This window comes from Parablautia muri, assembly GCF_009917485.1.
In the GTDB taxonomy this organism is placed as follows: Bacteria; Bacillota; Clostridia; order Lachnospirales; family Lachnospiraceae; genus Suilimivivens; species Suilimivivens muri.
Genome location: NZ_QZDT01000003.1, coordinates 98,504 through 121,613, shown reverse-complemented (window position 1 = coordinate 121,613; position 23,110 = coordinate 98,504). Strand labels below are relative to the sequence as shown.

Here is a 23,110-nt window from a genome sequence, read left to right as displayed (position 1 = left end):
TTAAGTAAGGGGAGGTAGGGAATCATGAGCAAGGCGGGGTACGAGAACCCGGAAAATTATAGCAACAGGGAATTGAGCTGGCTGTTATTTAATAAGAGAGTGCTCAGTGAGGCCAGGGATAAAAACAATCCGTTGTTTGAAAGACTTAAGTTTTTGAGCATTACGGCTTCTAATTTGGATGAATTTTTTATGGTCAGAGTGGCGTCCTTAAAGGATATGGTGAATGCAGGATATACGAAGCCTGATATTGCCGGTATGACGCCTACTGAGCAGCTCTTAGCTTTAAATGAAGCCACCCATGATCTGGTGGATAAGCAATATTTGGTTTATAACCGATCCATTATTCCCCAGCTTAAGACAAACGGGCTTAGGGTGGTTGCCCATCATGAGGATTTGACGGAAAAAGAAGCAGCCTATGTGGATGAATATTATGAGGAGAATGTCTATCCTGTGTTAACGCCCATGGCGGTGGATTCTTCCCGGCCTTTTCCGCTGATTCGGAATAAAACACTGAATATTGGCGCTCTGGTGAGAAAGAAAGATGGGAAGGGAGAGCTTGAGTTTGCCACGGTGCAGGTGCCCAGCGTCCTTTCAAGAATCGTGGAGATTCATACAAAGAACCCTTCCGGGAATACGCAGGAAAAGGCGGTTATTCTTTTGGAGGAAGTGATAGAGAGGAATATTCATAAGCTGTTTCTTAATTATGACATTGTATGCGCCCATCCCTTCCGCATTATGCGGAATGCGGACCTGTCCATAGAGGAGGACGAGGCGGAGGATTTATTAAAAGAAATTGAAAAACAGCTGAAAAAGCGTCAGTGGGGCCAGGCGATCCGCTTAGAGGTGGAGGAAGGGATCGATAAGAAGCTCTTAAAGATATTGGTAGAGGACCTTCATGTAAGACAGGAGGATATTTACAGAATTGATGGACCTTTGGATTTGACCTTCCTTATGAAAATGTATGGTCTGCCCGGCTTTGACCATTTAAAGGAAAAGGCTTATGCAGGTCCCCAGCCGGTACCGGAGCTTCCTGCGGATTGCAATATTTTTGAACAAATCAGGAAAGAGGATTTGCTGCTGTTCCATCCCTATGAGTCCTTTGGTCCGGTGGTGGAGTTTATCAGACAGGCGGCAGGGGATCCGGATGTGCTTGCCATCAAGCAGACTCTTTACCGTGTCAGCGGCAATTCTCCTATTATCGCGGCCCTTGCCCAGGCGGCGGAGAACGGTAAACAGGTTTCTGTGCTGGTAGAGCTAAAGGCACGGTTTGACGAGGAAAATAATATTGTGTGGGCGAAGAAGCTGGAAAAGGCAGGATGCCACGTGATTTATGGATTGGTGGGCCTAAAAACCCACAGTAAGATTACGTTGGTGGTGCGAAGGGAAGAAGACGGTATCAGGCGGTACGTACACCTGGGAACCGGCAATTACAATGATGCAACGGCGAAACTATACACAGACGTAGGGCTCTTTACGTGTGCGTCCTACATAGGAGAGGATGCAACGGCAGTGTTTAACATGCTCTCAGGCTATTCGGAACCCCTTAGCTGGAATAAGTTGTCCCTGGCTCCCTTGTGGCTTAAGGACAGGTTTTTATTTTTGATAGGCAGGGAAAAGGAAAATGCGCTGGCAGGAAAAGAAGGCCATATTATCGCCAAAATCAACAGTTTATGCGATAAGGATGTGATAGAGGCTTTATATGAGGCCGGAGCGGCAGGGGTAAAAATTGAGTTGATCATCAGAGGAATCTGCTGCTTAAAAACAGGGCTGCCCGGAATCGGAGAGAATATTACCGTCCGCTCCATCGTGGGAAATTTCTTAGAGCACAGCCGTATTTTTTACTTTGAAAACGGCGGCAAGCCGGAATATTACTGCGCCAGCGCCGACTGGATGCCCAGAAACTTAGAGCGCCGTGTGGAGATTATGTTCCCCATAGACCGCCCGGAATTACAAAAGAAGCTGATGACAATTCTTCAGATGCAGCTTCGGGATACGGTAAAGGCCCATATCCTTACCCCAAGCGGCGCATATGAAAAAGTAGATAAGAGAGGAAAGGGATATTTTAATTCTCAGCTAGAGTTCTGTAATATGGCGGTCCAGGCTGCCAAAAAGCAGGAGCTTTTGGTAAATAGCAGGGTTTTTATCCCGGAAATGCATCATGAATAAATTGGGTTATAAGTTGATTTTAGCCTCCGCCTCCCCAAGGCGGCGGGAGCTGCTTGACCAGATTGGAATGGAATTTGAGGTAATGCCAAGCGGTGTGGAAGAAAAGATGGAAAGCACAGTGCCTTATGAGATGGTGATGGAGCTTTCCGCAAGAAAAGCCCGGGACATTTTTCACAGGCTTTCCCCGGAAAAAAGAAACGGGGCTGTGGTGGCGGGCGCCGATACGGTGGTGGCTGTGGAGAACAAAATACTGGGAAAGCCTAAGGATGAGAAGGAAGCCCAGGAGATGCTTTCTCTTTTGCAGGGGCGGACCCATCAGGTCTATACGGGCGTTACTTTAATATGGAAGGAACACGCCCAGCAGACAGAGGGTGAGGAGATGGGAAAGACCTCTTTTTATGAGAGGACGGACGTGACCATGTATCCTATGAGTGAGGAGGAAATCTGCGCTTATGTGGAGAGCGGAGAGCCGATGGATAAGGCCGGCGCCTATGGCATACAGGGAAAATGTGCCGCTTATGTGAAAGAGATAAATGGAGATTTTTATAATGTGGTGGGGCTGCCCATTGCAAGGCTGTATCAGGAGATGAAAAAAATATCGCTGGTACATGAACACAGAGGGGATATGAATGCAGCATCGCAAGAATAGTTTGAGATATATGGTAAAAGGCTTGGTATCGTATACAGGGGGTAAAAAATGATTCGATTGATAGCATCTGATGTGGACGGAACACTGATTCAGGACTCTACTCCGAATTTGTATCCGGAGATGGAGGAGATGATTCGGAGATTAAAAGAAAAAGGAATTTTGTTCTGCGCCGCCAGCGGCAGGCAGTATCAAAGTCTTAAAAATGTGTTCCGGAATGTGGCGGATGATATTGCCTACATTGCAGAAAACGGTGCGCATATTCGTTATCAGCATAAAAATATTTCTGTAACACCCATGAAGCGGGAGTATGTCGAAGGAATTATGAAAATGCTGCGCCCTTATTATGGGGAATGTGAGACAATCATTTCTACGCCTAATGGGAGCCTGGTTGAAAGTAAGAATCAGGCGTTCATTGACCTGATCACTTATGGGTATCACAATACTTTTAGGCAGGTGAATGATGTCCTCTCGCAGGAGGATGAGATTATAAAAATTGCAGTTTATAAAAAAGGCAGCATTCGGAGTCTGGGGGAGAGCTGTTTTATCCCTGCCTGGGAGCAAAATATTAAGGCATGTATGGCTGGGGAAGAATGGGTGGACTTCATGGACAAGTCGGTGGATAAAGGAAATGGGCTTAAAATCCTGGAGGAGCATCTGAGGATCGACAGGCAGGAGACCATGGCTTTCGGAGACAATGACAATGATTTAGGTTTGATGCAGGCAGCAGGTGAGAGCTATGCAGTGGAGACGGCGCCGGAGCATGTAAAGAGAGCGGCAGGCGCGATTTGTCCTGGGTGGCGTGAAAAGGGGGTTTACCAGATCATCAAAGCAAAAATTTTTCAGTAAGTATTGACTTATATAGAGGTAGTACAGCATAATAATGATAACAGTTCAAACGATAATAATACCAATAAATATTGTCATAGGAGGAACGGGTATGCATGAATTTGATGATGCTGTATTACAGTGCTTTTTAGACAATCAGGGTCAGTTGTTTCCAGAGGAGGATGTAGCTTCTAATTTGGAAGAGGCTGAAGCATTTCTTGAGGAATGTCTGGCAGTGGTGGTGAATTCTATTGATGAGGTATGGGATTACTTTGAAGAAGCGGGGGTTGATGTGGACGGAGCAAGAGGGGATGAAATCCTTGAAGCCAATGAGGTGTTTGATATTGGAGATGGCAGGTATTTGATTGTTGAGGGATAATACTGTGAAAATAAATTTTTCACAGATAAATGTTATTCTTACTGATATTGGCTAAATAAAGTGATGACTGAATATAGTAACCGTACAAACAAGGTGTAAAGTCTCATGAAATGATAGGACTCTACACCTTTTCAATTTTTATACTGTTGACCAATTGATAGGGATGCCTTGTGGCGATTCATTTGAATGATTTATTGTACGTGCCGCAAAGCATCATGGCGGAAAGTGTGGAGGATTAAGATGAAAGCAATAGGGATTGATATTGGTACGACTACAATCAGTGCAGTGGTTTTGGATGATGTACAGGAAAAAGTACTTGATGCCCGCACGATTGAAAATGGAAGCTTTATTCACACAGAGCATGAATGGGAACGGATTCAGGATGTAGATATAATAATAGAAAAAGCAAAAAATGTATTGGATGAGCTGCTGCAATTACATCCGGATGCGGCAGCCATTGGACTTACGGGGCAGATGCATGGTATCTTGTATGTGGATAGCCAGGGGAAATGCTGCAGCCCCCTTTATACATGGCAGGATCAGCGTGGAAATCTTACACAGTTTGACGGCTTGTCATTGGTAGAATGGATCAGGCAGCAAAGCGGCGCACAGGTCTTTACCGGATATGGACTTGTAACCTATTTGTATCAATGTAAAAAGGGACTGCTCCCTGAAAAGGGCGTATCGTTTTGTACCATTTCCGATTACCTGGGAATGGTAATGACAGGCAGGAAGGAACCGCTTTTACATATCAGTATGGCGTCCAGCCTTGGCTTTTTTGATGGAAGGAAAAAGGAATTTCAAAAGGATAAGCTTAACAGACTGGGCATGCATACGGATGTGCTGCCGAAGGTGTCAGATGCTTTTTCAGTGATTGGCACCTATCAGGGGAGGCCGGTGACGATTGCAATTGGGGACAATCAGGCAAGCTTTCTTGGGGCAGTAGGCTTTCAGAAAAACACAGTTTTGCTCAATGTAGGGACTGGCGCCCAGGTTTCTGTAATGTCCGACCGGTTTTTTGAGACGGATGGTATCGAAGCAAGACCGCTGACGGAGGATAAGTTCCTTTTGGCAGGTTCATCCCTTTGTGGCGGAAGGGCCTACGCCATATTGGAAAATTTCTTTAGAAGCTACATGGTGGCGGCAGGTTTTGAAGATACCGCCCAATATGATATAATGGAAAAGCTGGCGGGAAAAGGCATCAAGATGCAGGATGGCATGGTGGTAACAACCACCTTTAATGGCACCCGCACAGACCCTGCGCTTAGGGGGAGCATTGGGAACATAAGCAAAGATAATTTTACACCACAGAGCCTTATCTATGGAGTTTTAAGAGGGATTGCCGGAGAACTGTACGATATGTTTGAGGTGATTCAAAAACATACGGGTATCAAGGCGGATGAGCTGATTGCCTCCGGAAACGGAGTGCGGAAAAATACGGTGTTACAGTATATTTTTGAAGAAATGTTTGGAGCCAGTCTGCATTTGGCAAAATATAAGGAAGAAGCCGCCAGCGGCGCAGCCATTAGCAGTTTATATAAGAGAAAAAGGGCGGAATAAGTTTGCGCCTGTTACGCCATTTGCCGGTGATGGGAAGTATGGGGGTGTCTAGATGTATCAGAGAAAATCAAGACTGCAAAGTCTAATCATACTCATGCTGGACTGTATCTGTATTACGGTCAGCTTGATTCTGGCCAATTATATTAGGAATGGCAGGTTATTTGTCAGTGATAATGCCCGCATGGACTTTGGGATGCTTCTCGGAGCCAGTCTGACGGTTTTTCTTGCAATGAATCTGTTCCGCAACACAAACAGAGATATCTTTTTGAGAGGGCCTTTGCATGAGGTGGTCCATATTATACAAAACAATATTCTTATGTTTGCAGGCGCGGCAACTATTTTGTATTTTTTGAATCTGATAGATGCCTATTCCCGTCTTGCTTTTATGTATTTCCTGTTACTTGACTGTGGGCTGATGTTTTTGCTGCACCAGCTTTGGAAAAAGATACTGCCTTTTCTCTATGTGCATTTTGGACAGACCAGAAAGCTTTTGATGGTGGCGGATGAAGAATATGCGGCGGCCCTGATACAGGACATGAAAGGCATGAAGGATTTCCGGTATGAGATTACCGGAATTGTTTTGGTGGGAATGGAGGATAGACTGGAGAAACTTGAGGATGTTGAGGTGGTAACAGATGAAGAACATCTGGTGGAATACTGCAAAGGGGCTTCCCTGGATGAAATCATTGTGGCAGTGGGAGCGGGAAAAAAGAAAAGCATCCTTCCTAAAATGGAGCTTATGTCAGAGATGGGCATTACCATTCACTATCAGATTCCGGTGCCGGAGCTAAGCGGCGCCAGACAAAAGGTGCTTTCCCAATTTGGCCGTTTTTATACGGTTACCTATGCCAACAGGGTAGCGCCTGTGGGACAGATTATTTTAAAGAGATTGCTAGATTTATGCGGAGCCATGGCAGGCTGTATCGTTCTTTTGCTGCTTACGGTGGTGGCAGGGCCGCTCATTAAACTGGAATCTCCAGGGCCTGTTTTCTTTGCACAAAAGAGGGTGGGGCGTAATGGGCGTATTTTTAATATGTATAAATTCCGTTCCATGTATGCGGACGCAGAGGAACGCAAAAAAGAATTGATGAGTCAAAATGAGATGAGCGGTCTTATGTTTAAAATAGAAAACGATCCCAGAATTACAAAAATTGGCCGGTTTATGAGAAGGACCAGTTTAGATGAATTTCCACAGTTTCTTAATATATTAAAGGGAGATATGAGTCTGGTGGGAACCAGACCGCCTACGTTAGACGAGTTTGCACAGTACAGCCCTTATCACAAAAAGCGTCTTAGTTTCCGGCCGGGACTTACAGGTATGTGGCAGGTCAGCGGCAGAAGTGACATTACAGATTTTGAGGAAATTGTGAAATTGGATGTGGAGTATATTGACAATTGGTCCTTTATGCTGGATGTGAAGATTCTCTTTAAGACAGCTTTGGCGGTGTTCCAGGGGAAGGGCGCAAAATAGATAGTAAATGATGGAAAAAGTGAGAAATTTAAGAGAAAGGCTACGGAAAAATGCATATTATTTTATTGTCAGGAGGATCAGGAAAGCGTTTGTGGCCGCTTTCCAATGATATTCGTTCTAAGCAGTTTATTAAGATTTTTAAGCGGGAGGATGGAGAGTACGAGTCTATGGTACAGCGTATTTACCGACAGATACGTACGGTAGACAAGGATGCTACGGTTACCATAGCTACCTCTAAGACACAGGCATCCTCTATTCATAATCAGCTTGGAGATGAGGTGGGCGTTTGTGTAGAGCCTTGTAGAAGAGATACCTTTCCTGCAATTGCTCTGGCAGCAGCTTACCTTCATGACGTAAAGGGGGTTTCAGGGCAGGAGGCTGTGATTGTGTGTCCTGTGGATCCTTATGTGGAAAAAGATTATTTTGAAGCCATAAGACAGTTAGGGGAAATTGCCCTAACGGACAGCGTCCATTTGGCGCTGCTGGGGATGGAGCCTACGTACCCAAGTGAAAAATATGGATATGTGATTCCGGTAGACAAGGAAAAGATAAGCAGGGTAGCTACCTTTAAGGAAAAGCCGGATGCTGAAAGGGCCGGACAATATATTCGGCAGGGGGCGCTGTGGAATGGAGGCGTATTTGCTTTTCGGCTGGAATATATGTTGGAAAAGGCCCATGAGCTGATTGATTTTGAAAATTATGAGGATTTGTTTGCAAAATATGACACTTTAGATAAAATCAGTTTTGACTATGCGGTAGGAGAAAAAGAAAAAAATATTAAGGTAATGCGCTTTCAGGGACAGTGGAAGGATTTGGGTACCTGGAATACCCTTACAGAAGCGATGGAAGATGCCTGTGTGGGAGATGCTATATTAAATGAAAAATGTGAGAATGTCCATGTGGTCAATGAACTGGACGTTCCGGTACTGTGTATGGGCTTAAAGAATGTTGTTGTTTCTGCAAGTCCGGAGGGAATTTTAGTTTCTGACAAAGAACAGTCCAGCTACATTAAGCCTTTTGTGGATCAAATCAGCCAGCAGATTATGTTTGCGGAAAAATCCTGGGGGAGCTTTAGGGTTTTGGATGTGGAGGATGAAAGTCTGACCATTAAGGTGACTCTAAATCCGGGACATAAGATGAATTATCATAGCCATCAATTGCGGGACGAGGTGTGGACCGTTATTTCCGGCAGAGGAAGAACGATTGTAGATGGGGAGGAAAAAGCCATAGCGCCGGGAGATGTGATTTCTATGACAGCAGGATGCAGGCATACTATTATTGCGGATACGGAGCTGAAAGTGATTGAGGTGCAGCTGGGCAGGGAGATAAGCGTACTGGATAAGCAGAAATTTTCATGGCCGCTGACATATCAAAATGGAATTTAAAATATCCTGACAAAGTGTTTTTGTCAACATATGTGACGTAAAGGAGAGATTTATGGGTATATTTATGAAGCAAGACAGTATAATAGAAAGTAATGATAGGAAGAACGGTTCAATGGAGGAAAAGCGATTGCATGATAGACGGATTGTCCTATATCTTGCCTTTACCTTTATCCTTACTTTTGCAATTGAAATCTTTGTCATTATGCCTCTGGCAGGCGATGTGGACATTAAGAAGGCTTACATGGCGCAATTATTGGTGACAGGCGTTATGTTCATCCCGGCCCTTGGCGTGCTCTTTACCCGCCTTCTCACGAAGGAAGGATTTCAAATAAAACATTTGATGCTGTCCTTCAATTTAAAGGGAAACCTGAAATATTATGGGCTGGCATGGTTTGGATTTGCTTTTCTTATTTTGTTTGGCGCTGTTTTGTATTTTGTCATTTTTCCAAAGCAGTTTGACCCGGGTCTGGGCTATGCAAGGGCAATGCTTGAAGCGCAGACCAAAGCGGCCGGTACAGAGCTGGCCGGCGAGCAGATTAAAATGGTGGTTTCTATACAGATTTTCACAGGTATCCTTCTTGCCCCTTTTGTAAATTTTTTAAATTGCTTTGGGGAGGAGTGGGGATGGCGCGGCTATCTGTTGCCGAAACTGTTAAAGCGTTTTAAGGTAATCCCTGCGCTGCTGCTTGAAGGAATCATTTGGGGACTGTGGCATACGCCTGTTATTATAATGGGGCATAATTATGGAGTGGGCTATTGGGGATTTCCTTATTTAGGTATTTTTGCAATGTGTATTTTCTGCACGGTGCTTGGAATTATTCTATCTTACTTGACCATCAAAACAAAAAGCTGTATTCCGGCGGTGATAGGACATGGAACAATGAATGGCCTTGCCTCGGCAGGTATTATGTGCACATCCTTAGAAAATCCCTACAATGTATTTTTAGGGCCAATGCCGGTGGGGCTGATAGGCGGAGCCGGATTCATTTTCGCAGCGGCAGGTTTGCTTTATCTCCTGCAAAAGGAAGAAAATGCTGAAAAATAAGCAAATAGTATTGCATTTTGGGTACTGGAGTGCTACAATACAAAAGATATTAAGATGCTTACTAATCTAGAGTGGACTTGGCGGTCCACTCTTTTTTAAGGACTAAATAATAGAAGCAGGTAAGGGGTGTATGAATGACAAAAAGAGAAAGGTATGAAGTAAGGACCGAGGAGCTGTTAACGCCCATAGCGGATGCCAATTATGTAGAAATTTATGATGTGGAGTATGTGAAGGAGGGAAGCGACTGGTACTTAAGGTGTTACATTGACAAGGACGAGGGAGTGACCATAAATGACTGTGAGGCAGTCAGCAGAGCCTTGTCGGATGAGCTTGACAGAACAGATTTTATTGAGGATGCCTACATTTTAGAGGTGAGTTCTCCGGGACTTGGGCGGCAGCTGAAAAAGGATAAACACCTTCAGAAAAGTCTTTTATGTGAGGTGGACATAAAGTGTTACAAGCCTGTAGATGGCACAAAGGACTTTACAGGTATTTTGAAAGCATTTGACGAGGATACGCTTACGCTGGAAATTCGTAATAATAGTCATCATAAGGTAAGAACGAAAGGTAAGGGAAAGGACAATTCCGTACAGGAGGCTGCACAGGGAAGCAATGATGCGAAAGATGCTGTCTTAGAAGATGCTGCCCTGGAAGTCAGAGTATTTAACAGAAAGGATATTGCCACAGTGAAGCTTGCGCTGGATTTTTAACTCTGGCATGGAAGTAAGGTTTAGGGAGTTATTTTTGTTTACACGGGCTTATGCAATAACTGCATAAATCATAACAGTTTAGTTGGCCTAAAAGATAATAAGGGGCAGAAAGGGATAAGGGAAATGAACAAAGAATTAATGGAAGCGTTAGATATTTTGGAGAAGGAGAAAGAAATCAGCAAAGAGACTCTCTTTGAAGCGATTGAAAACTCTCTGATTACGGCCTGCAAGAATCACTTTGGCAAGTCTGACAATGTAAGAGTGGAAATTGACAGAGACACCTGTGATTTTCTGTGCTATGCGGAAAAGGAAGTGGTGGAGGAAGTGGAGGATGAATGCTTACAGATTTCCCTGCCGGATGCCCAGGAGATAAAAAGCAATGCAGCTTTAGGGGATATTCTTCATGTGGAGATAAAGTCAAAGGAATTTGGACGTATCGCCACACAAAATGCGAAGAATGTGATTTTACAGAAGATTCGTGAGGAAGAAAGAAGCGTTATTTACAATCAGTATTTTGAGAAGGAAAAGGACATTGTAACCGGTATTGTGCAGCGCTATATCGGTAAGAATATCAGCATTAACCTTGGAAAAGCAGATGGAATTTTAAATGAAAGCGAGCAGGTGAAGGGCGAGGTGTTCAGACCTACGGAGAGAATCAAAGTATATATTCTGGAGGTAAAGAGCACCCCAAGAGGCCCTAGAATCTTGGTCAGCCGTACTCACCCGGAATTGGTAAAACGTCTTTTTGAAGCGGAGGTAACAGAGATTAAGGACGGAACCGTGGAGATTATGAGTATTGCCAGAGAGGCGGGGAGCCGTACCAAGATGGCGGTAAGGTCCAATAATCCAAATGTGGATGCGGTGGGAGCATGTGTCGGCTTGAACGGAGCCAGGGTCAACTCAATTGTGGAGGAGCTGCGGGGGGAAAAGATTGATATCATTAATTGGGATGACAATCCTGGAAACCTGATTCAAAATGCACTTTCTCCTGCCAAGATTGTTGCAGTGTTTGCAGACCCGGATGAAAAGACGGCCAAGGTGGTGGTACCAGATTACCAGCTTTCCCTTGCAATCGGTAAAGAAGGACAGAACGCAAGATTAGCGGCAAGGCTTACCGGTTATAAGATTGATATCAAGAGTGAGACCCAGGCCAAGGATGCTCCCGGATTTCGGTATGAAGATTATATGGATGAATTTGACGAGGATGAATATGGCGAGTACGAGGAATATGGCGAGGAGACAGAGTACACAGAAGACTTAGAAGGCGATGTATCCGAGTACGTGGATGGAGATGAACCGGAGACAGGAACCCAGGCGTATGCGGCGGATGACGGCGGGGTGTATGAGGAAACCTATCAAGAAGATGAGGCTGAGTCCTATGATGAATATGAAACTTCCCAGGAATCAGAAGCCTATGAACCGGAAGAAGCTTCCGAACTGACGCAGTAAGGGGGAATTTGGATGGCAAAAAAAATTCCCTTAAGGCAGTGCGTAGGGTGTGGGGAAATGAAAGGCAAAAAAGAAATGATGCGTGTACTGAAAACCCCTGAAGAAGAAATCCTGTTAGATGCAACCGGGAAAAAGAATGGAAGAGGCGCTTATCTTTGTAAGGAAAAGGAATGCCTTGTGAAGGCACGTAAGAATAAAGGATTGGAACGGTCTTTTAAAATGAAAATTCCAAACGAAGTTTACGACAATCTGGAAAAGGAGTTTGATACGCTTGAGAAATGACAGGATCTTATCCCTGCTAGGGCTGGCTGTAAAGGGCAGAAATTTAGTGAGCGGTGAGTTCTCTACGGAAAAGGCAGTCAAGGCAGGGAAAGCAGAGTTGGTAATTGTCAGCAGTGATGCCTCTGACAATACAAAAAAACTGTTTACAGATAAATGCAGATTTTATAACATACCCTTTTATCTATACGGAACCAAGGCAGAGCTTGGAATGGCAATTGGCAAGGATGTGCGCTCATCTGTGGCAGTTATGGACAAAGGATTAGCGGAAGCGATAATAAAACGTTTGGAAGATTCATAAAAATTAAGACAAAGACAGATTGAAAAACCAGAAATTTTTCAGTCAACAAATTTGTGCTGACACTCTAAAGGCAGGGGCGTTGGTACCATGGAGGATTAGAATGGCCAAAATTAAAGTGCATGAGATAGCAAAGGAGCTGGGAAAGCAAAGCAAGGAAGTGATTGCTTTTTTACAGAATAAAGGAATTGAAGTGAAAGCAGCGCAGAGTTCTTTGGAGGCGGAAGTGGCCGATATGGTCAGAAAAACCTTTGGAAAAGAAAAAGATACGGCAGGGACAGAAGCGGCTGCAAAGGCAGGTGCGCCATCGGAAGCAAAGCCTGCAAAAGAAACAGAGAGGAAGAAAGAGGAAAAGAAGCCAGTGGAAGAAAATCAAAGCGCAGGTACGAAAAAGACGATAGTGGAAGCAAATGAGGCTGCAAATGGCGAAAAAGCTGCTGCTGAATCGAAATCAAGCGAAGCGTCTGAAAAATCAAAGGACCGGGAGAACAAGGATGGAAAAGCCGGTCAAAATGGCGCAGATCAAGCCAAAGCGGGAGAACAGTCTAAAGCAGCAGACCAGACCAGGGCAAGAGAGCCTAAAACGGCAGAGCCGGCTAAGAAAAAGAAGAAAATCATTTTTGTGAGCAATCCTCACAATAGTAATATTATGGGACAACAGCGTCAGGGTCAGGGCGAGAGACGTCCCTCGCAGGGAGAAAAACGCCCTGCCCAGGGTGAGAGACGCCCTCAGCAGGGAAATAAATCAGGAAACGGAAACCGTACCGGACAGGGAAGGCCCCAGCAGGAAGCGCCTCATAGGATTATCAAACCGCTGACAGCGCCCTCCGTACCTGAGAGTATAAATGCTGACTTTAAGCAGAATGTACGGAAGATGGAGAATGAAAGAATCGCGGCCAAAAATGCAGCGGCTAAGGCACAAAAGGCGGCGGAAGCTGAGAGGGCAGCTATGGAAGCAGCGGCAAGGGAGGCAGAAGCAGCAAAGGCCGCAGAGGAGACCGTATCCAAAGCTGCGGCCGGAATGGGTGTAAATGGGTCTGATACCACTGCAAAAATACAGAGTAATGTATCTGCAAATGCGGCATCAGATACAGGCACGCCCGCAAATGGGCCTATGTCTGTTTCATCTAATCCCTCTGGGAACAGAAGAACAGATGGAGCATCGCCGGCTAATCATGCGGCCGGCAGACCGGCAAAAAGGACGGGAGACCGGTCAGGGGAGCGGCCTGTACATGCCGGAAGGGATAATAACAATGCGAAAGCGTCAGGCGGAAGGGATGAAAGGCGTCAAAGAAATGAAAGAAACCAGGGAAATTCCGGAAACAGCCAGGGAGAACGGAATAACAGAAATGATTCCCGCCGGTTTGATGGAGCTAATCGTGACAGGAATCAGGGCAGCAGGAATGATTTCCGCGGTAATGGGGCTGATAGAAATGGCACAAGGTTTGGTAACAATAATAACCGCAGTGAAAGAGGAGGCCAGGGGCAGGAAGGTAGATTTAAGCGGCCTGAAAAGCCAGGTAAGAGTTTCGTTCCGGAGGCCCCCGTTAAGGAAGAAAAACGCAGAGATGAAGAAAAGCGTAGAATCAGCCAGGAGAAGGATAGACGGTCTAAGAAGGACTTTATCTATGAAGAGGATGAAGCGGTTGTAAAGAATAAGAACAAAGCCGGCCGGTTTATTAAGCCTGAAAAGAAGGTGGAAGAAAAGGCTGAGGAGCAGATCAAGGTAATTGTTATTCCGGAATCCCTCACCCTCAAGGAGTTAGCTGACAAGATGAAAATGCAGCCCTCCGCTATTATCAAAAAGCTTTTCCTTCAGGGGAAAATCGTGACAGTCAACTCGGACATTTCTTTTGAGGATGCGGAAAATATTGCCATTGAATACGATATTATCTGCGAAAAGGAAAAGAAAGTAGACGTAATTGAGGAGCTCTTAAAAGAGGAGGACGAGGAAACCGAAAAGTTGGTAAGCAGACCGCCGGTTATCTGTGTTATGGGCCATGTTGACCATGGAAAGACTTCCCTGCTTGATGCAATCCGTAAGACAAATGTGACGGATAAAGAGGCGGGAGGTATTACACAGCACATAGGTGCGTATACTGTAAATGTGAATGGGCTGTCCATCACCTTCTTGGATACGCCGGGACATGAAGCTTTCACGGCTATGCGTATGCGCGGTGCAAACTCTACGGATATTGCGATTTTAGTGGTAGCGGCCGATGACGGCGTTATGCCCCAGACGGTTGAGGCAATCAACCATGCAAAAGCAGCAGGAACAGAGATTATTGTTGCAGTGAATAAGATTGATAAGCCTGGCGCTAACATTGACAGAGTAAAGCAGGAAATGACAGAATATGAGCTGATTCCTGTGGATTGGGGCGGAAGCACAGAGTTTGTTCCTGTTTCAGCGAAATCCGGCGAAGGAATCGATACGCTCCTTGAAACCATTTTGCTTACAGCAGAGATCATGGAGCTAAGGGCCAATCCTGACAGGCGTGCAAGAGGTCTTGTAATAGAAGCGGAGCTTGATAAAGGGCGCGGGCCTGTTGCTACGGTGCTGGTGCAAAAGGGTACCCTTCACGTGGGAGACTTTATTTCCGCAGGCGCCAGCCATGGCAAGGTAAGGGCAATGATAGACGATAAGGGAAGAAGGGTGAAAGAAGCCCTTCCCTCAACTCCTGTTGAAATCCTGGGCCTTTCCGATGTGCCCAGCGCAGGAGAAGTGTTTATCGCCCATGAAAATGACAAGACAGCCAAATCCTATGCGGAGACCTACCTTGCTCAAAATAAAGAAAAAATGCTTGAAGAAACCAAGGCAAAGATGTCCCTTGACGATCTTTTCAGCCAGATTCAGGCAGGTAATTTGAAGGAACTGAACATTATCGTCAAAGCGGATGTGCAGGGCAGTGTGGAGGCCGTTAAGCAGAGCCTTATGAAGCTTTCCAATGAGGAAGTGGTGGTGAAATGCATTCACGGCGGCGTAGGCGCTATCAATGAATCTGACGTATCTTTAGCTTCTGCATCATCGGCAATTATTATCGGTTTCAACGTGCGTCCCGATGCCATGGCGAAAACCATTGCAGAGAGAGAAGGCGTTGACATAAGGCTCTACAAGGTAATTTATCAGGCAATTGAAGATATTGAAGCGGCCATGAAGGGTATGCTTGACCCTATTTTTGAGGAAAAAGTCATCGGACATGCGGAAGTAAGGCAGATTTTCAAGGCCTCCGCAGTCGGAAATATTGCCGGATCTTATGTGCTGGACGGTACATTCCAGAGAGATTGCAAGATACGAATCAGCAGAGAGGGAGAGCAGATTTACGAAGGCGCCTTAGCCTCCTTAAAACGCTTCAAAGATGATGTGAAGGAGGTCAGGTCAGGATTCGAGTGCGGACTTGTATTCGAGGGCTTTGACCAGATGCAGGAGCTTGACATTGTAGAGGCATATATTATGGTGGAGGTTCCCAGGTGAGAAAAAACAGTGTAAAAAACATCCGAATTAACGGAGAGGTGCAAAGAGTTTTGGCTGAGATTATCAGGGATTTAAAGGACCCAAGAATCAGCCCTCTTACCTCTGTGGTTTCCGTGGAGGTGGCGCCGGATTTAAAGACCTGTAAAGCATGGATCAGCGTATACGGCGATGACAGTGAAAAAGTCCAGAATGATACCGTGGAAGGACTAAAAAGTGCGGAAGGGTATATCCGAAGGGAGTTAGCAAACAGGATTAATTTGCGGAATACACCTGAAATACGTTTTATTGTTGACCAGTCCATTGCATACGGGGTTAGAATGTCTAAATTGATTGATGAGGTTAACGGTGGACAGAACGGGAGAGAACTATGAATCTATATGAAGAAGTAAAGGGAGCCGGCACGATTGGAATCAGCGGCCATATAAGGCCGGATGGCGATTGTGTCGGGGCGGTGATGGGGCTTTACCTGTATTTAAAAAAGGTATGCCCCGGCGCCAGGGTAGTGGTTATGCTGGAAAAGCCGGCGGATATCTTCTCCTGCATCAAAGATGTGGAAGAAATACATACGGATTTTGCCGCGGATGTTGAAAGCTTTGACGTGTTCTTTGCACTAGATACGGCAAAGGAGCGATTAGGAGAAGCGGAAAAATATTTTGACGGGGCAAAGAAAAAGATTAACATAGACCATCATATCAGCAACAAGGGCTGTGGGGATGTGAACTATATTGTGCCGGAGGCGAGTTCCACCAGTGAACTTGTTTATAATGGGATTGCAGATAAAGCTATGCTGGACGAGGAGATTGCCAAGGCGCTTTACATAGGAATCATACATGATACGGGTGTGTTCCAATATTCCAATACTTCTCCGGCCACTTTAGCGGCGGCAGCGGATTTGATTTCCTATGGGTTTGATTTCCCCAGGCTGATTGATGAGACCTTTTATGAAAAGACTTATGTACAGACCCAGATTCTCGGCAGGGCATTGCTTGAGAGCATTATGTTTATGGACGGTAAATGCGTGGTCAGTGTGATTGACCGTAAAACCATGAAATTTTACCGGGCCGAACCCCAGGATTTGGATGGAATTGTAAGCCAGTTGAGAAACACCAAAGGGGTGGAGTGCGCTATTTTTATGTACCAGACCAATACCTTGGAGTACAAGGTAAGTTTGCGTTCAAATGGAAAGGTGGATGTGGCAAAGGTGGCGGCTTTCTTTGGCGGTGGCGGACATGTGAGGGCAGCGGGGGTGACCATGCAGGGAACCTTTTACGATATTGTCAACAATTTGTCGTCCCAGATTGCAATACAGCTGAAAGGCAAAAAGTGAGCTGTTTACCGGCTGCTTATCAGAAGCAGCATTGGGTATTTAGGAAAACGCAGGTTATGGACAGGGTGAGGAATTGTACAGATGTACCATGGGATAATCAATGTATATAAGGAGGCGGGGTATACTTCTCATGATGTGGTGGCCCGGCTTCGTGGTATTTGTAAACAGAAAAAGATTGGCCATACAGGAACCCTTGACCCGGATGCGGTAGGGGTTCTTCCTGTATGTCTTGGAAATGGCACAAAGCTGTGCGATATGTTAACGGATAGCAGCAAGGAATATGTTGCGCTTCTTAGGCTGGGCCTGGTGACAGATACCCAGGATATTTCCGGGAAGGTTCTGAAAGAAAATGAAGTAAAGGTATCCCAGGAGGAGGCAGAAAAGGTTATTTTGTCCTTTTTGGGGGATTCCATGCAGGTGCCGCCTATGTATTCCGCTTTAAAGGTGAATGGGAAAAAGCTTTATGAGCTGGCAAGACAGGGGCAGGAGGTGGAGCGCGCCGCCAGGCCGATTAGGATTTACAAACTGGAAATTTTGCAAAGAGAGCATCCTGAATACAGGATAAAGGTGGTATGCTCTAAAGGGACCTATATCAGAACGCTGTGCCATGATATGGGCAGGCGTTTAGGGTGTGGCGGGGTGATGGTAAGCCTTCAAAGAACGAGAGTAGGGAAATTTGAAATAGATAAGGCATATACGCTTGATGCGTTGGAGCAGATGGCGAAAGAGGGAGAGCTCTCTGGCGCGATTATTCCGGTAGAGCGAATGTTTGAGGAGCTGCCCGCTTTTGCTGTGAAGGAGGAGGCTTTTGGCAAGCTGCAGAATGGGAATCAGCTTATGAGGGAGGATATTTTATTTGACCTTTTAGAAAAAGAAGGAGAAGATGCAGGCTGGCCGGAGGGAAAAAAATTCAGGGTGTATAGTCACCGGAACGTCTTTTTTGGGATTTACCGTTATGATGATAAGCGTGGATTATTTAGCGCTGTTAAAATGTTTTTGACATAAGATATTTGCAGACCGTTATATGCGTTTGGAAGATTTTCAGGCGATGTTTTGACTATTTTCCTGCTGCCTTTGAAAGGATAAATAATAAATATGGAAATAATTCAGGATACAGTTGATTTTCAGTTAATGTGCAGAAGCGCTGTTACAATAGGAAAATTTGATGGCATTCACAAAGGACATGTGGAGCTGCTTTCTCATATTTTAAAACAGAAAGAACTGGGATTAAAAGCGGTGGTTTTTACTTTTCACCCCTCAGCGGCTGCTTTTTTTGGAATGGCACCGGAGGCCGAACTGACCACACGCCGGGAAAAACGGAAGATGTTTGAGGATCTGGGGATTGATATTCTAATCGAATTCCCATTAAACAAGGAAACGGCTGCAACCCCGGCAGAGGAATTCGTAAGAAAAATTCTCACAGGGCAGATGAAGGCCGGTTATATTGCGGCGGGCGAGGATTTGTCTTTTGGCTACAAAGGGCTTGGAAATAAGGAATTGCTCTGTAAGCTGGCAGGGGAGCTTGCTTATCAGGTTAAGATAATTGATAAGGTTTATTATAAAGAACAGGAAATTAGCTCCAGCCTGGTGCGGGAAATGGTGGAAAAGGGTGATATGCCTATGGTAAACGAGCTTTTGGGAAGGCCTTATAGCTTTGAAGGGGAAGTGGAGCCGGGAAACAGGCTGGGAAGGCGGCTTGGGATGCCTACGGTAAATCTTTATCCTGTGAAGGAAAAGCTGCTGCCGCCCAAAGGGGTTTATTTTTCACAGGTGACCTACGGGGAGCGTATTTACCAGGGGATAACAAATATCGGGCAAAAGCCTACGGTCAAGGCGGATTCGGATGTCAGTGTGGAAACTTATCTGTATGGTTTCCAGGGGGATCTGTATGGCAAAGAAATTGTGACAGAATTATTACAATTTAAAAGACCGGAGCAGAAATTTGAAAGTGTGGAAGCTTTGAAAAGACAGATGGAGCGAGACATTCAGCAAGGCGCTGATTATTTTACCAGTGCTGGCCATTCGCCAGCTCTGAGCAAATAAATAAAATAATAAATTGACAGCCCCAGGGGAAGTTGCTATAATGATTGTGTAAGAATTGTAACAAATTTGTAATAACCTTGGAGGTTTTGTTTTGAAAAGACAGATAAAATGCGGAGTTTGTATACTTGCATCTTTGCTTCTCTTAGGAGAGCCCCTTGGGGTACAGGCATCGGAGCTGAGCCGAAGGAATGCACAGGATACGGAAGAATTATTGACAGCAGGAATAGGAGAGCTTTTTACTTCTGAGCTGTCAAAAATAGAGTATGTGGAGATTGCCAAGGAGGCGGAAGGGGCCTTATGGGGATACACCCACCTTGGAATATGTAATGTGGAAGAAAACAATTTAAATATAAGGCAGGAGCCTGATGAGTCAGGGAAGATGGTCGGCAAGCTCCCTAAAAATGCGGCCTGTGAGATTGTAAGCAGTGAGGACGGCTGGGCTTATATCACTTCCGGCAAGGTGGAAGGATATGTAAAGGAAGAATATCTGATCACCGGCTATGAAGCGAAAAAGAGAGGGGGAGAGCTGGCCTCCGCTATCGCAGTGGCAACTGCGGACGGTCTTAACATCAGAGAGCTTCCCAGCTTAGAGGCAGAGGTGGTTACCCAGGTGGCTTCAGGAGAATCCCTTGACATTGTGGAAATACAGGACGATGGCTGGATTAAGGTTTATCTGGATGATGAGGAAGTATTTGTTTCCGGCGATTATGTGGAAGTAAAATCAGATTTGGAAACAGCGATTACCATGACAGAGCTTATGTATGGACAAGGTGTTTCGGACGTTCGTGTAGATATATGTCAGTATGCCAAGCAGTTTTTGGGAAATCCTTATGTTTGGGGTGGCACCAGCCTTACAAAGGGTGCGGATTGTTCCGGTTTCGTGCTCAGCGTCTTTGCTAAGTATGGAGTTTCACTGCCGCATTCCTCAAGGGCGCAGGCTAATATGGGGACAAGCATAAAGGCTTCGGAGCTGCAGCCGGGAGATTTGGTCTTCTATGCAAAAGGAGGTACAATTAATCATGTGGCTCTTTACATTGGAGGCGGACAGGTTATTCACGCCAGCAGTCCTAAGACAGGTATCAAAATTTCTTCTTATAACTATCGGACACCTCAAAAGATGGTGCGGATTCTTCAATAGTTTAAGATTGTAATATTCAGAATGAACGCAGTACCATAAGCAGAGCTTGCGGTATGCAGGGGTATAAGGTTGAAAGAATTGCATTCTTTCAACCGCAAATTTGTGCTTGAGCGCACAAATTCGCACGTTGAGAAAAGAGCATGGTTAATAAATATGAAATTCTTCTAAGGTAGGCGGATAAAGCATGAAATCTGTTACTTTAGAAGAATTTTCAGTTTTTAGGAGGGCTGGTTTTGATAGAAGTAAAGCGCTTAACAAAAGAATTTAAAATACCTGTACAGAAAAAGGGCCAATTTGCTGCTATACGAAATCTGTTTTCCGGTGAATACACCGTGAAACATGCCGTTGACGACATCAGCTTCTCCGTAGGCGATGGGGAAATCGTTGGCTTCATTGGAAAAAACGGCGCCGGGAAGTCCACCACAATCAAAATGCTTTCCGGTATTTTGCAGCCTACTTCCGGAAGTATCACAGTAGATGGTATCAGACCTTTTGAACAGCGTATGGAAAATGCGAAACAAATCGGTGTAGTATTTGGCCAAAAAACACAGCTTTGGTGGGATGTACCGTTGATTGAAAGCTATCGCCTGCTGCGGGAAATTTACAAAATCGACACTGCTGTATACCAGAAAAATCTTGACAGATATATTCCTATGCTGGGGCTGGAGGAGGTTATCAACAAACCGGTACGGCAGATGAGCCTGGGCCAGCGTGTGAAGTCAGATATCTGCGCCGCACTGCTGCATTCTCCTAAAATCCTTTTTCTGGATGAACCCACGATCGGTGTAGATGTTGTTTCCAAAAAATATCTCCACGACTTTATCTCTGAAATCAACAGTGAAAAGGGCACTACCATTTTACTGACCACACACGATATGGGGGACATAGAAAAGCTTTGCTCCCGCGTAGTGGTAATTGATTCCGGGCATTTGATGTATGATGGTGACCTGGAAAGTATGATAGCGCGATTTGGTGCAGTCCGTTCCCTGATGATAGAATTTGAGAAGCCGGTGCCGGATTTTGAAATTGAAAATGCAGAGTTAACCAGAAGCGAAGGGAACCGCAAATGGTTTTCCTTTCACCGATCCAAAGCAACCCCGCTTCATCTGGTCCATGCAATAGATGACCGGTTTCCTATTCAGGATATCGCAATTATTGAGCCTGATATTGAAAGTATTGTGAGGAACCTCTATGAGAGCAGCTAGTGGAATAGATTTGCGGACAGGCATTGCTTTTCTCCGCAATGAGTTTTATAACATAACAATTTACCGTGTGTCTTTCTGGCTCAATTTCATCTATACTTTTCTTATGATGTACAGTGTGGGCTATGTATGGCGGGCTTTATATGCTGCAAATCCCGGCGCTGTGGGCGTATCCCTTGGGCAGATGATATCTTATGCGGTGCTGGGGGTTGCTTTAGAAGCAATCCTGCATCCCAGGAATGGACCGCAGAATTACATTATGGAACAGGTGCGCAAGGGAACGATTGAAATGGATATCATGAAGCCTGTTGATTTCCAGTTTTATATGTTTGCCAAAAACATGGGCAGCCTTGCAGTGCGGTTCCTGTTTCTGGTATTGCCCTCTTTGATTGCCGCCTGTTTCCTGTTTTCTCTTAAACTGCCTGCATTACCATGCTTTTTAGGGTTTCTGTGTAGCTTGGCCTGCTCTGTGGTTGTCAGCTTCTTCTTAAACTTTATTTTGGGCCTGCTGAGTATGGTCACCATGAACATTAAAAATATCAATTGGGGCTATAATGCCGTGCTCCGTTTCTTTTCCGGCCAAATGGTGCCATTGTGGATTTTCCCGGGCGTTTTGGGAATCATCAGCGACATCCTTCCTTTCCGCTGTATTTACGCAATTCCCATGTCTATTTACATTGGGAATGATGCAGGTGTGGATATGCTTAAGGCTCTGGGGGTGCAGTTTTTCTGGATTATCCTGCTCTGGATTTCCTCCCGGCTGCTGATGAAGCATGTTTTTACCAGAGTGATGATACAAGGAGGCTAGACGGAAAAATCTTCGATTTTTCCGTCATCAAATTTGCAAGTATTTTTTCTATAGATTTGTGCCTGCGTCCAAATTGGCGGATTGCTGGCAGAAATGGGGGATTTATATGGGGTATATCCGATTATATGGACAATTTCTGCGTGTAGCTATTTTAGGCAAGGTGCAGTATAAAGCCGACTTTTTTGTGGGCATTGTGAGTGTATTAATACTAAACGCCGTGAACCTTTCCTTGATTGGCATTTTAGTATACAATTTTAATACGCTGGGTAATTGGAATATTTGGGATTTAATGTTCCTGTACAGCTTCTGGATGTTAAGCCGCGGCATATATGGCGTATTTTTCTGGCATTTGTCAGATTTAGAAGAAATGATTGTAAACGGTACTTTTGACGCCTATCTGGTTCGGCCTGTAAGCCCCTTTTTGCAGTTTATTGGAAAAGATATCAGTTACACAGGTGTTGGTGATTTTCTGGTAGGATTTCTTGGATTTATCCTTGCCGGCACACAAATAAAGCTGCAATGGAATGCCGGCCAGTGGATCTATTTTGTAATTTGCGTACTTTCCGGGGCACTGATACAGGTCGCTATCAATTGGGTGGGCGCCAGCCTTTGTTTCTGGACTACCCGATCCGGAGCTGCCGTTTCCATTGCCGAACGGTTCACCGTATTGATGCAGCAGTACCCGGTAAACATTTTTGGAAGATATTTTCAAATATTCGTAACCTGTTTTCTGCCGGTGGCCTTTATTAACTATTATCCCAGCGTAGTTTTACTGCATAAAGCGGAAGGCGGCCTTCAAATCTGGCAGTATTTTAGCCCGTTGGTGGCCCTTCTGATGCTGGTGATTGCCGCTTTTATCTGGACAAAGGGCGTTGGGCGATACGCAGGAACAGGAAACTAATAG

The 23,110-nt window shown here is 45.1% G+C and carries 21 protein-coding genes; all 21 read left to right on the top strand.

Annotated elements, in window-relative coordinates; genetic code table 11:
• Positions 1 to 24 precede the first annotated feature (24 nt).
• The 21 genes from D5281_RS03730 (at position 25) to D5281_RS03630 (ending at position 23,107) form a co-directional block, all read left to right on the top strand.
• The gene (locus tag D5281_RS03730; protein ID WP_160558804.1) at positions 25 to 2,166 is read left to right on the top strand and encodes an RNA degradosome polyphosphate kinase; all 2,142 of its coding nucleotides are present in this window, start codon (positions 25 to 27) and stop codon (positions 2,164 to 2,166) included.
• Positions 2,159 to 2,815, top strand: coding sequence for a Maf family protein (locus tag D5281_RS03725; protein ID WP_160558803.1), 657 nt, complete (start codon positions 2,159 to 2,161; stop codon positions 2,813 to 2,815). Before D5281_RS03730 ends, D5281_RS03725 begins: the two co-directional genes overlap by 8 nt.
• Before the next feature lie 48 nt (positions 2,816 to 2,863).
• Positions 2,864 to 3,661: an HAD family hydrolase gene (locus tag D5281_RS03720; protein ID WP_160558802.1), complete on the top strand. Its 798-nt coding sequence runs from the start codon at positions 2,864 to 2,866 to the stop codon at positions 3,659 to 3,661.
• 91 nt (positions 3,662 to 3,752) lie between these two features.
• The gene (locus tag D5281_RS03715) at positions 3,753 to 4,019 is read left to right on the top strand and encodes a glyoxalase (protein ID WP_160558801.1); all 267 of its coding nucleotides are present in this window, start codon (positions 3,753 to 3,755) and stop codon (positions 4,017 to 4,019) included.
• Between the two features lie 240 nt (positions 4,020 to 4,259).
• Positions 4,260 to 5,579 (top strand): sedoheptulokinase, encoded by a 1,320-nt coding sequence (locus D5281_RS03710; protein ID WP_160558800.1) that lies wholly within the window; start codon positions 4,260 to 4,262, stop codon positions 5,577 to 5,579.
• Between the two features lie 52 nt (positions 5,580 to 5,631).
• The gene (locus D5281_RS03705; RefSeq protein WP_160558799.1) at positions 5,632 to 7,050 is read left to right on the top strand and encodes a sugar transferase; all 1,419 of its coding nucleotides are present in this window, start codon (positions 5,632 to 5,634) and stop codon (positions 7,048 to 7,050) included.
• Positions 7,051 to 7,100: 50 nt separating this feature from the next.
• A complete protein-coding gene (locus D5281_RS03700; RefSeq protein WP_160558798.1) occupies positions 7,101 to 8,435 on the top strand; it encodes a sugar phosphate nucleotidyltransferase in 1,335 nt (444 codons plus the stop codon).
• A gap of 52 nt (positions 8,436 to 8,487) precedes the next feature.
• The gene (locus D5281_RS03695; RefSeq protein ID WP_160558797.1) at positions 8,488 to 9,480 is read left to right on the top strand and encodes a CPBP family intramembrane glutamic endopeptidase; all 993 of its coding nucleotides are present in this window, start codon (positions 8,488 to 8,490) and stop codon (positions 9,478 to 9,480) included.
• 134 nt (positions 9,481 to 9,614) lie between these two features.
• A complete protein-coding gene (gene rimP / locus D5281_RS03690; RefSeq protein WP_160558796.1) occupies positions 9,615 to 10,190 on the top strand; it encodes a ribosome maturation factor RimP in 576 nt (191 codons plus the stop codon).
• Positions 10,191 to 10,313: 123 nt separating this feature from the next.
• The gene (nusA, locus tag D5281_RS03685; protein WP_160558795.1) at positions 10,314 to 11,639 is read left to right on the top strand and encodes a transcription termination factor NusA; all 1,326 of its coding nucleotides are present in this window, start codon (positions 10,314 to 10,316) and stop codon (positions 11,637 to 11,639) included.
• A gap of 12 nt (positions 11,640 to 11,651) precedes the next feature.
• Positions 11,652 to 11,921 (top strand): RNase P modulator RnpM, encoded by a 270-nt coding sequence (rnpM, locus tag D5281_RS03680; RefSeq protein WP_160558794.1) that lies wholly within the window; start codon positions 11,652 to 11,654, stop codon positions 11,919 to 11,921.
• Positions 11,911 to 12,219, top strand: a complete 309-nt coding sequence (locus D5281_RS03675; protein ID WP_160558793.1) for a L7Ae/L30e/S12e/Gadd45 family ribosomal protein — start codon at positions 11,911 to 11,913, stop codon at positions 12,217 to 12,219. The genes rnpM and D5281_RS03675 overlap by 11 nt, the downstream gene beginning before the upstream one ends.
• Positions 12,220 to 12,319: 100 nt before the next feature.
• Positions 12,320 to 15,688: a translation initiation factor IF-2 gene (infB, locus tag D5281_RS03670; RefSeq protein WP_160558792.1), complete on the top strand. Its 3,369-nt coding sequence runs from the start codon at positions 12,320 to 12,322 to the stop codon at positions 15,686 to 15,688.
• The gene (gene rbfA, locus D5281_RS03665) at positions 15,685 to 16,059 is read left to right on the top strand and encodes a 30S ribosome-binding factor RbfA (protein ID WP_330584801.1); all 375 of its coding nucleotides are present in this window, start codon (positions 15,685 to 15,687) and stop codon (positions 16,057 to 16,059) included. The genes infB and rbfA overlap by 4 nt, the downstream gene beginning before the upstream one ends.
• Positions 16,056 to 17,015, top strand: a complete 960-nt coding sequence (locus tag D5281_RS03660) for a DHH family phosphoesterase (protein ID WP_160558791.1) — start codon at positions 16,056 to 16,058, stop codon at positions 17,013 to 17,015. Before rbfA ends, D5281_RS03660 begins: the two co-directional genes overlap by 4 nt.
• A gap of 81 nt (positions 17,016 to 17,096) precedes the next feature.
• A complete protein-coding gene (gene truB, locus D5281_RS03655; RefSeq protein WP_160558790.1) occupies positions 17,097 to 18,020 on the top strand; it encodes a tRNA pseudouridine(55) synthase TruB in 924 nt (307 codons plus the stop codon).
• 90 nt (positions 18,021 to 18,110) lie between these two features.
• Positions 18,111 to 19,058: a bifunctional riboflavin kinase/FAD synthetase gene (locus D5281_RS03650; protein WP_160558789.1), complete on the top strand. Its 948-nt coding sequence runs from the start codon at positions 18,111 to 18,113 to the stop codon at positions 19,056 to 19,058.
• A gap of 91 nt (positions 19,059 to 19,149) precedes the next feature.
• Entirely contained in the window at positions 19,150 to 20,196 is a 1,047-nt protein-coding gene (locus D5281_RS03645; protein ID WP_277935153.1) for a C40 family peptidase, read from the top strand.
• A 233-nt stretch (positions 20,197 to 20,429) separates the two neighbouring features.
• A complete protein-coding gene (locus D5281_RS03640; protein ID WP_330584799.1) occupies positions 20,430 to 21,401 on the top strand; it encodes an ABC transporter ATP-binding protein in 972 nt (323 codons plus the stop codon).
• Positions 21,388 to 22,206: an ABC transporter permease gene (locus tag D5281_RS03635; RefSeq protein WP_160558788.1), complete on the top strand. Its 819-nt coding sequence runs from the start codon at positions 21,388 to 21,390 to the stop codon at positions 22,204 to 22,206. Before D5281_RS03640 ends, D5281_RS03635 begins: the two co-directional genes overlap by 14 nt.
• A 106-nt stretch (positions 22,207 to 22,312) precedes the next feature.
• Positions 22,313 to 23,107 (top strand): ABC transporter permease, encoded by a 795-nt coding sequence (locus D5281_RS03630; RefSeq protein WP_160558787.1) that lies wholly within the window; start codon positions 22,313 to 22,315, stop codon positions 23,105 to 23,107.
• Positions 23,108 to 23,110: the final 3 nt, after the last annotated feature.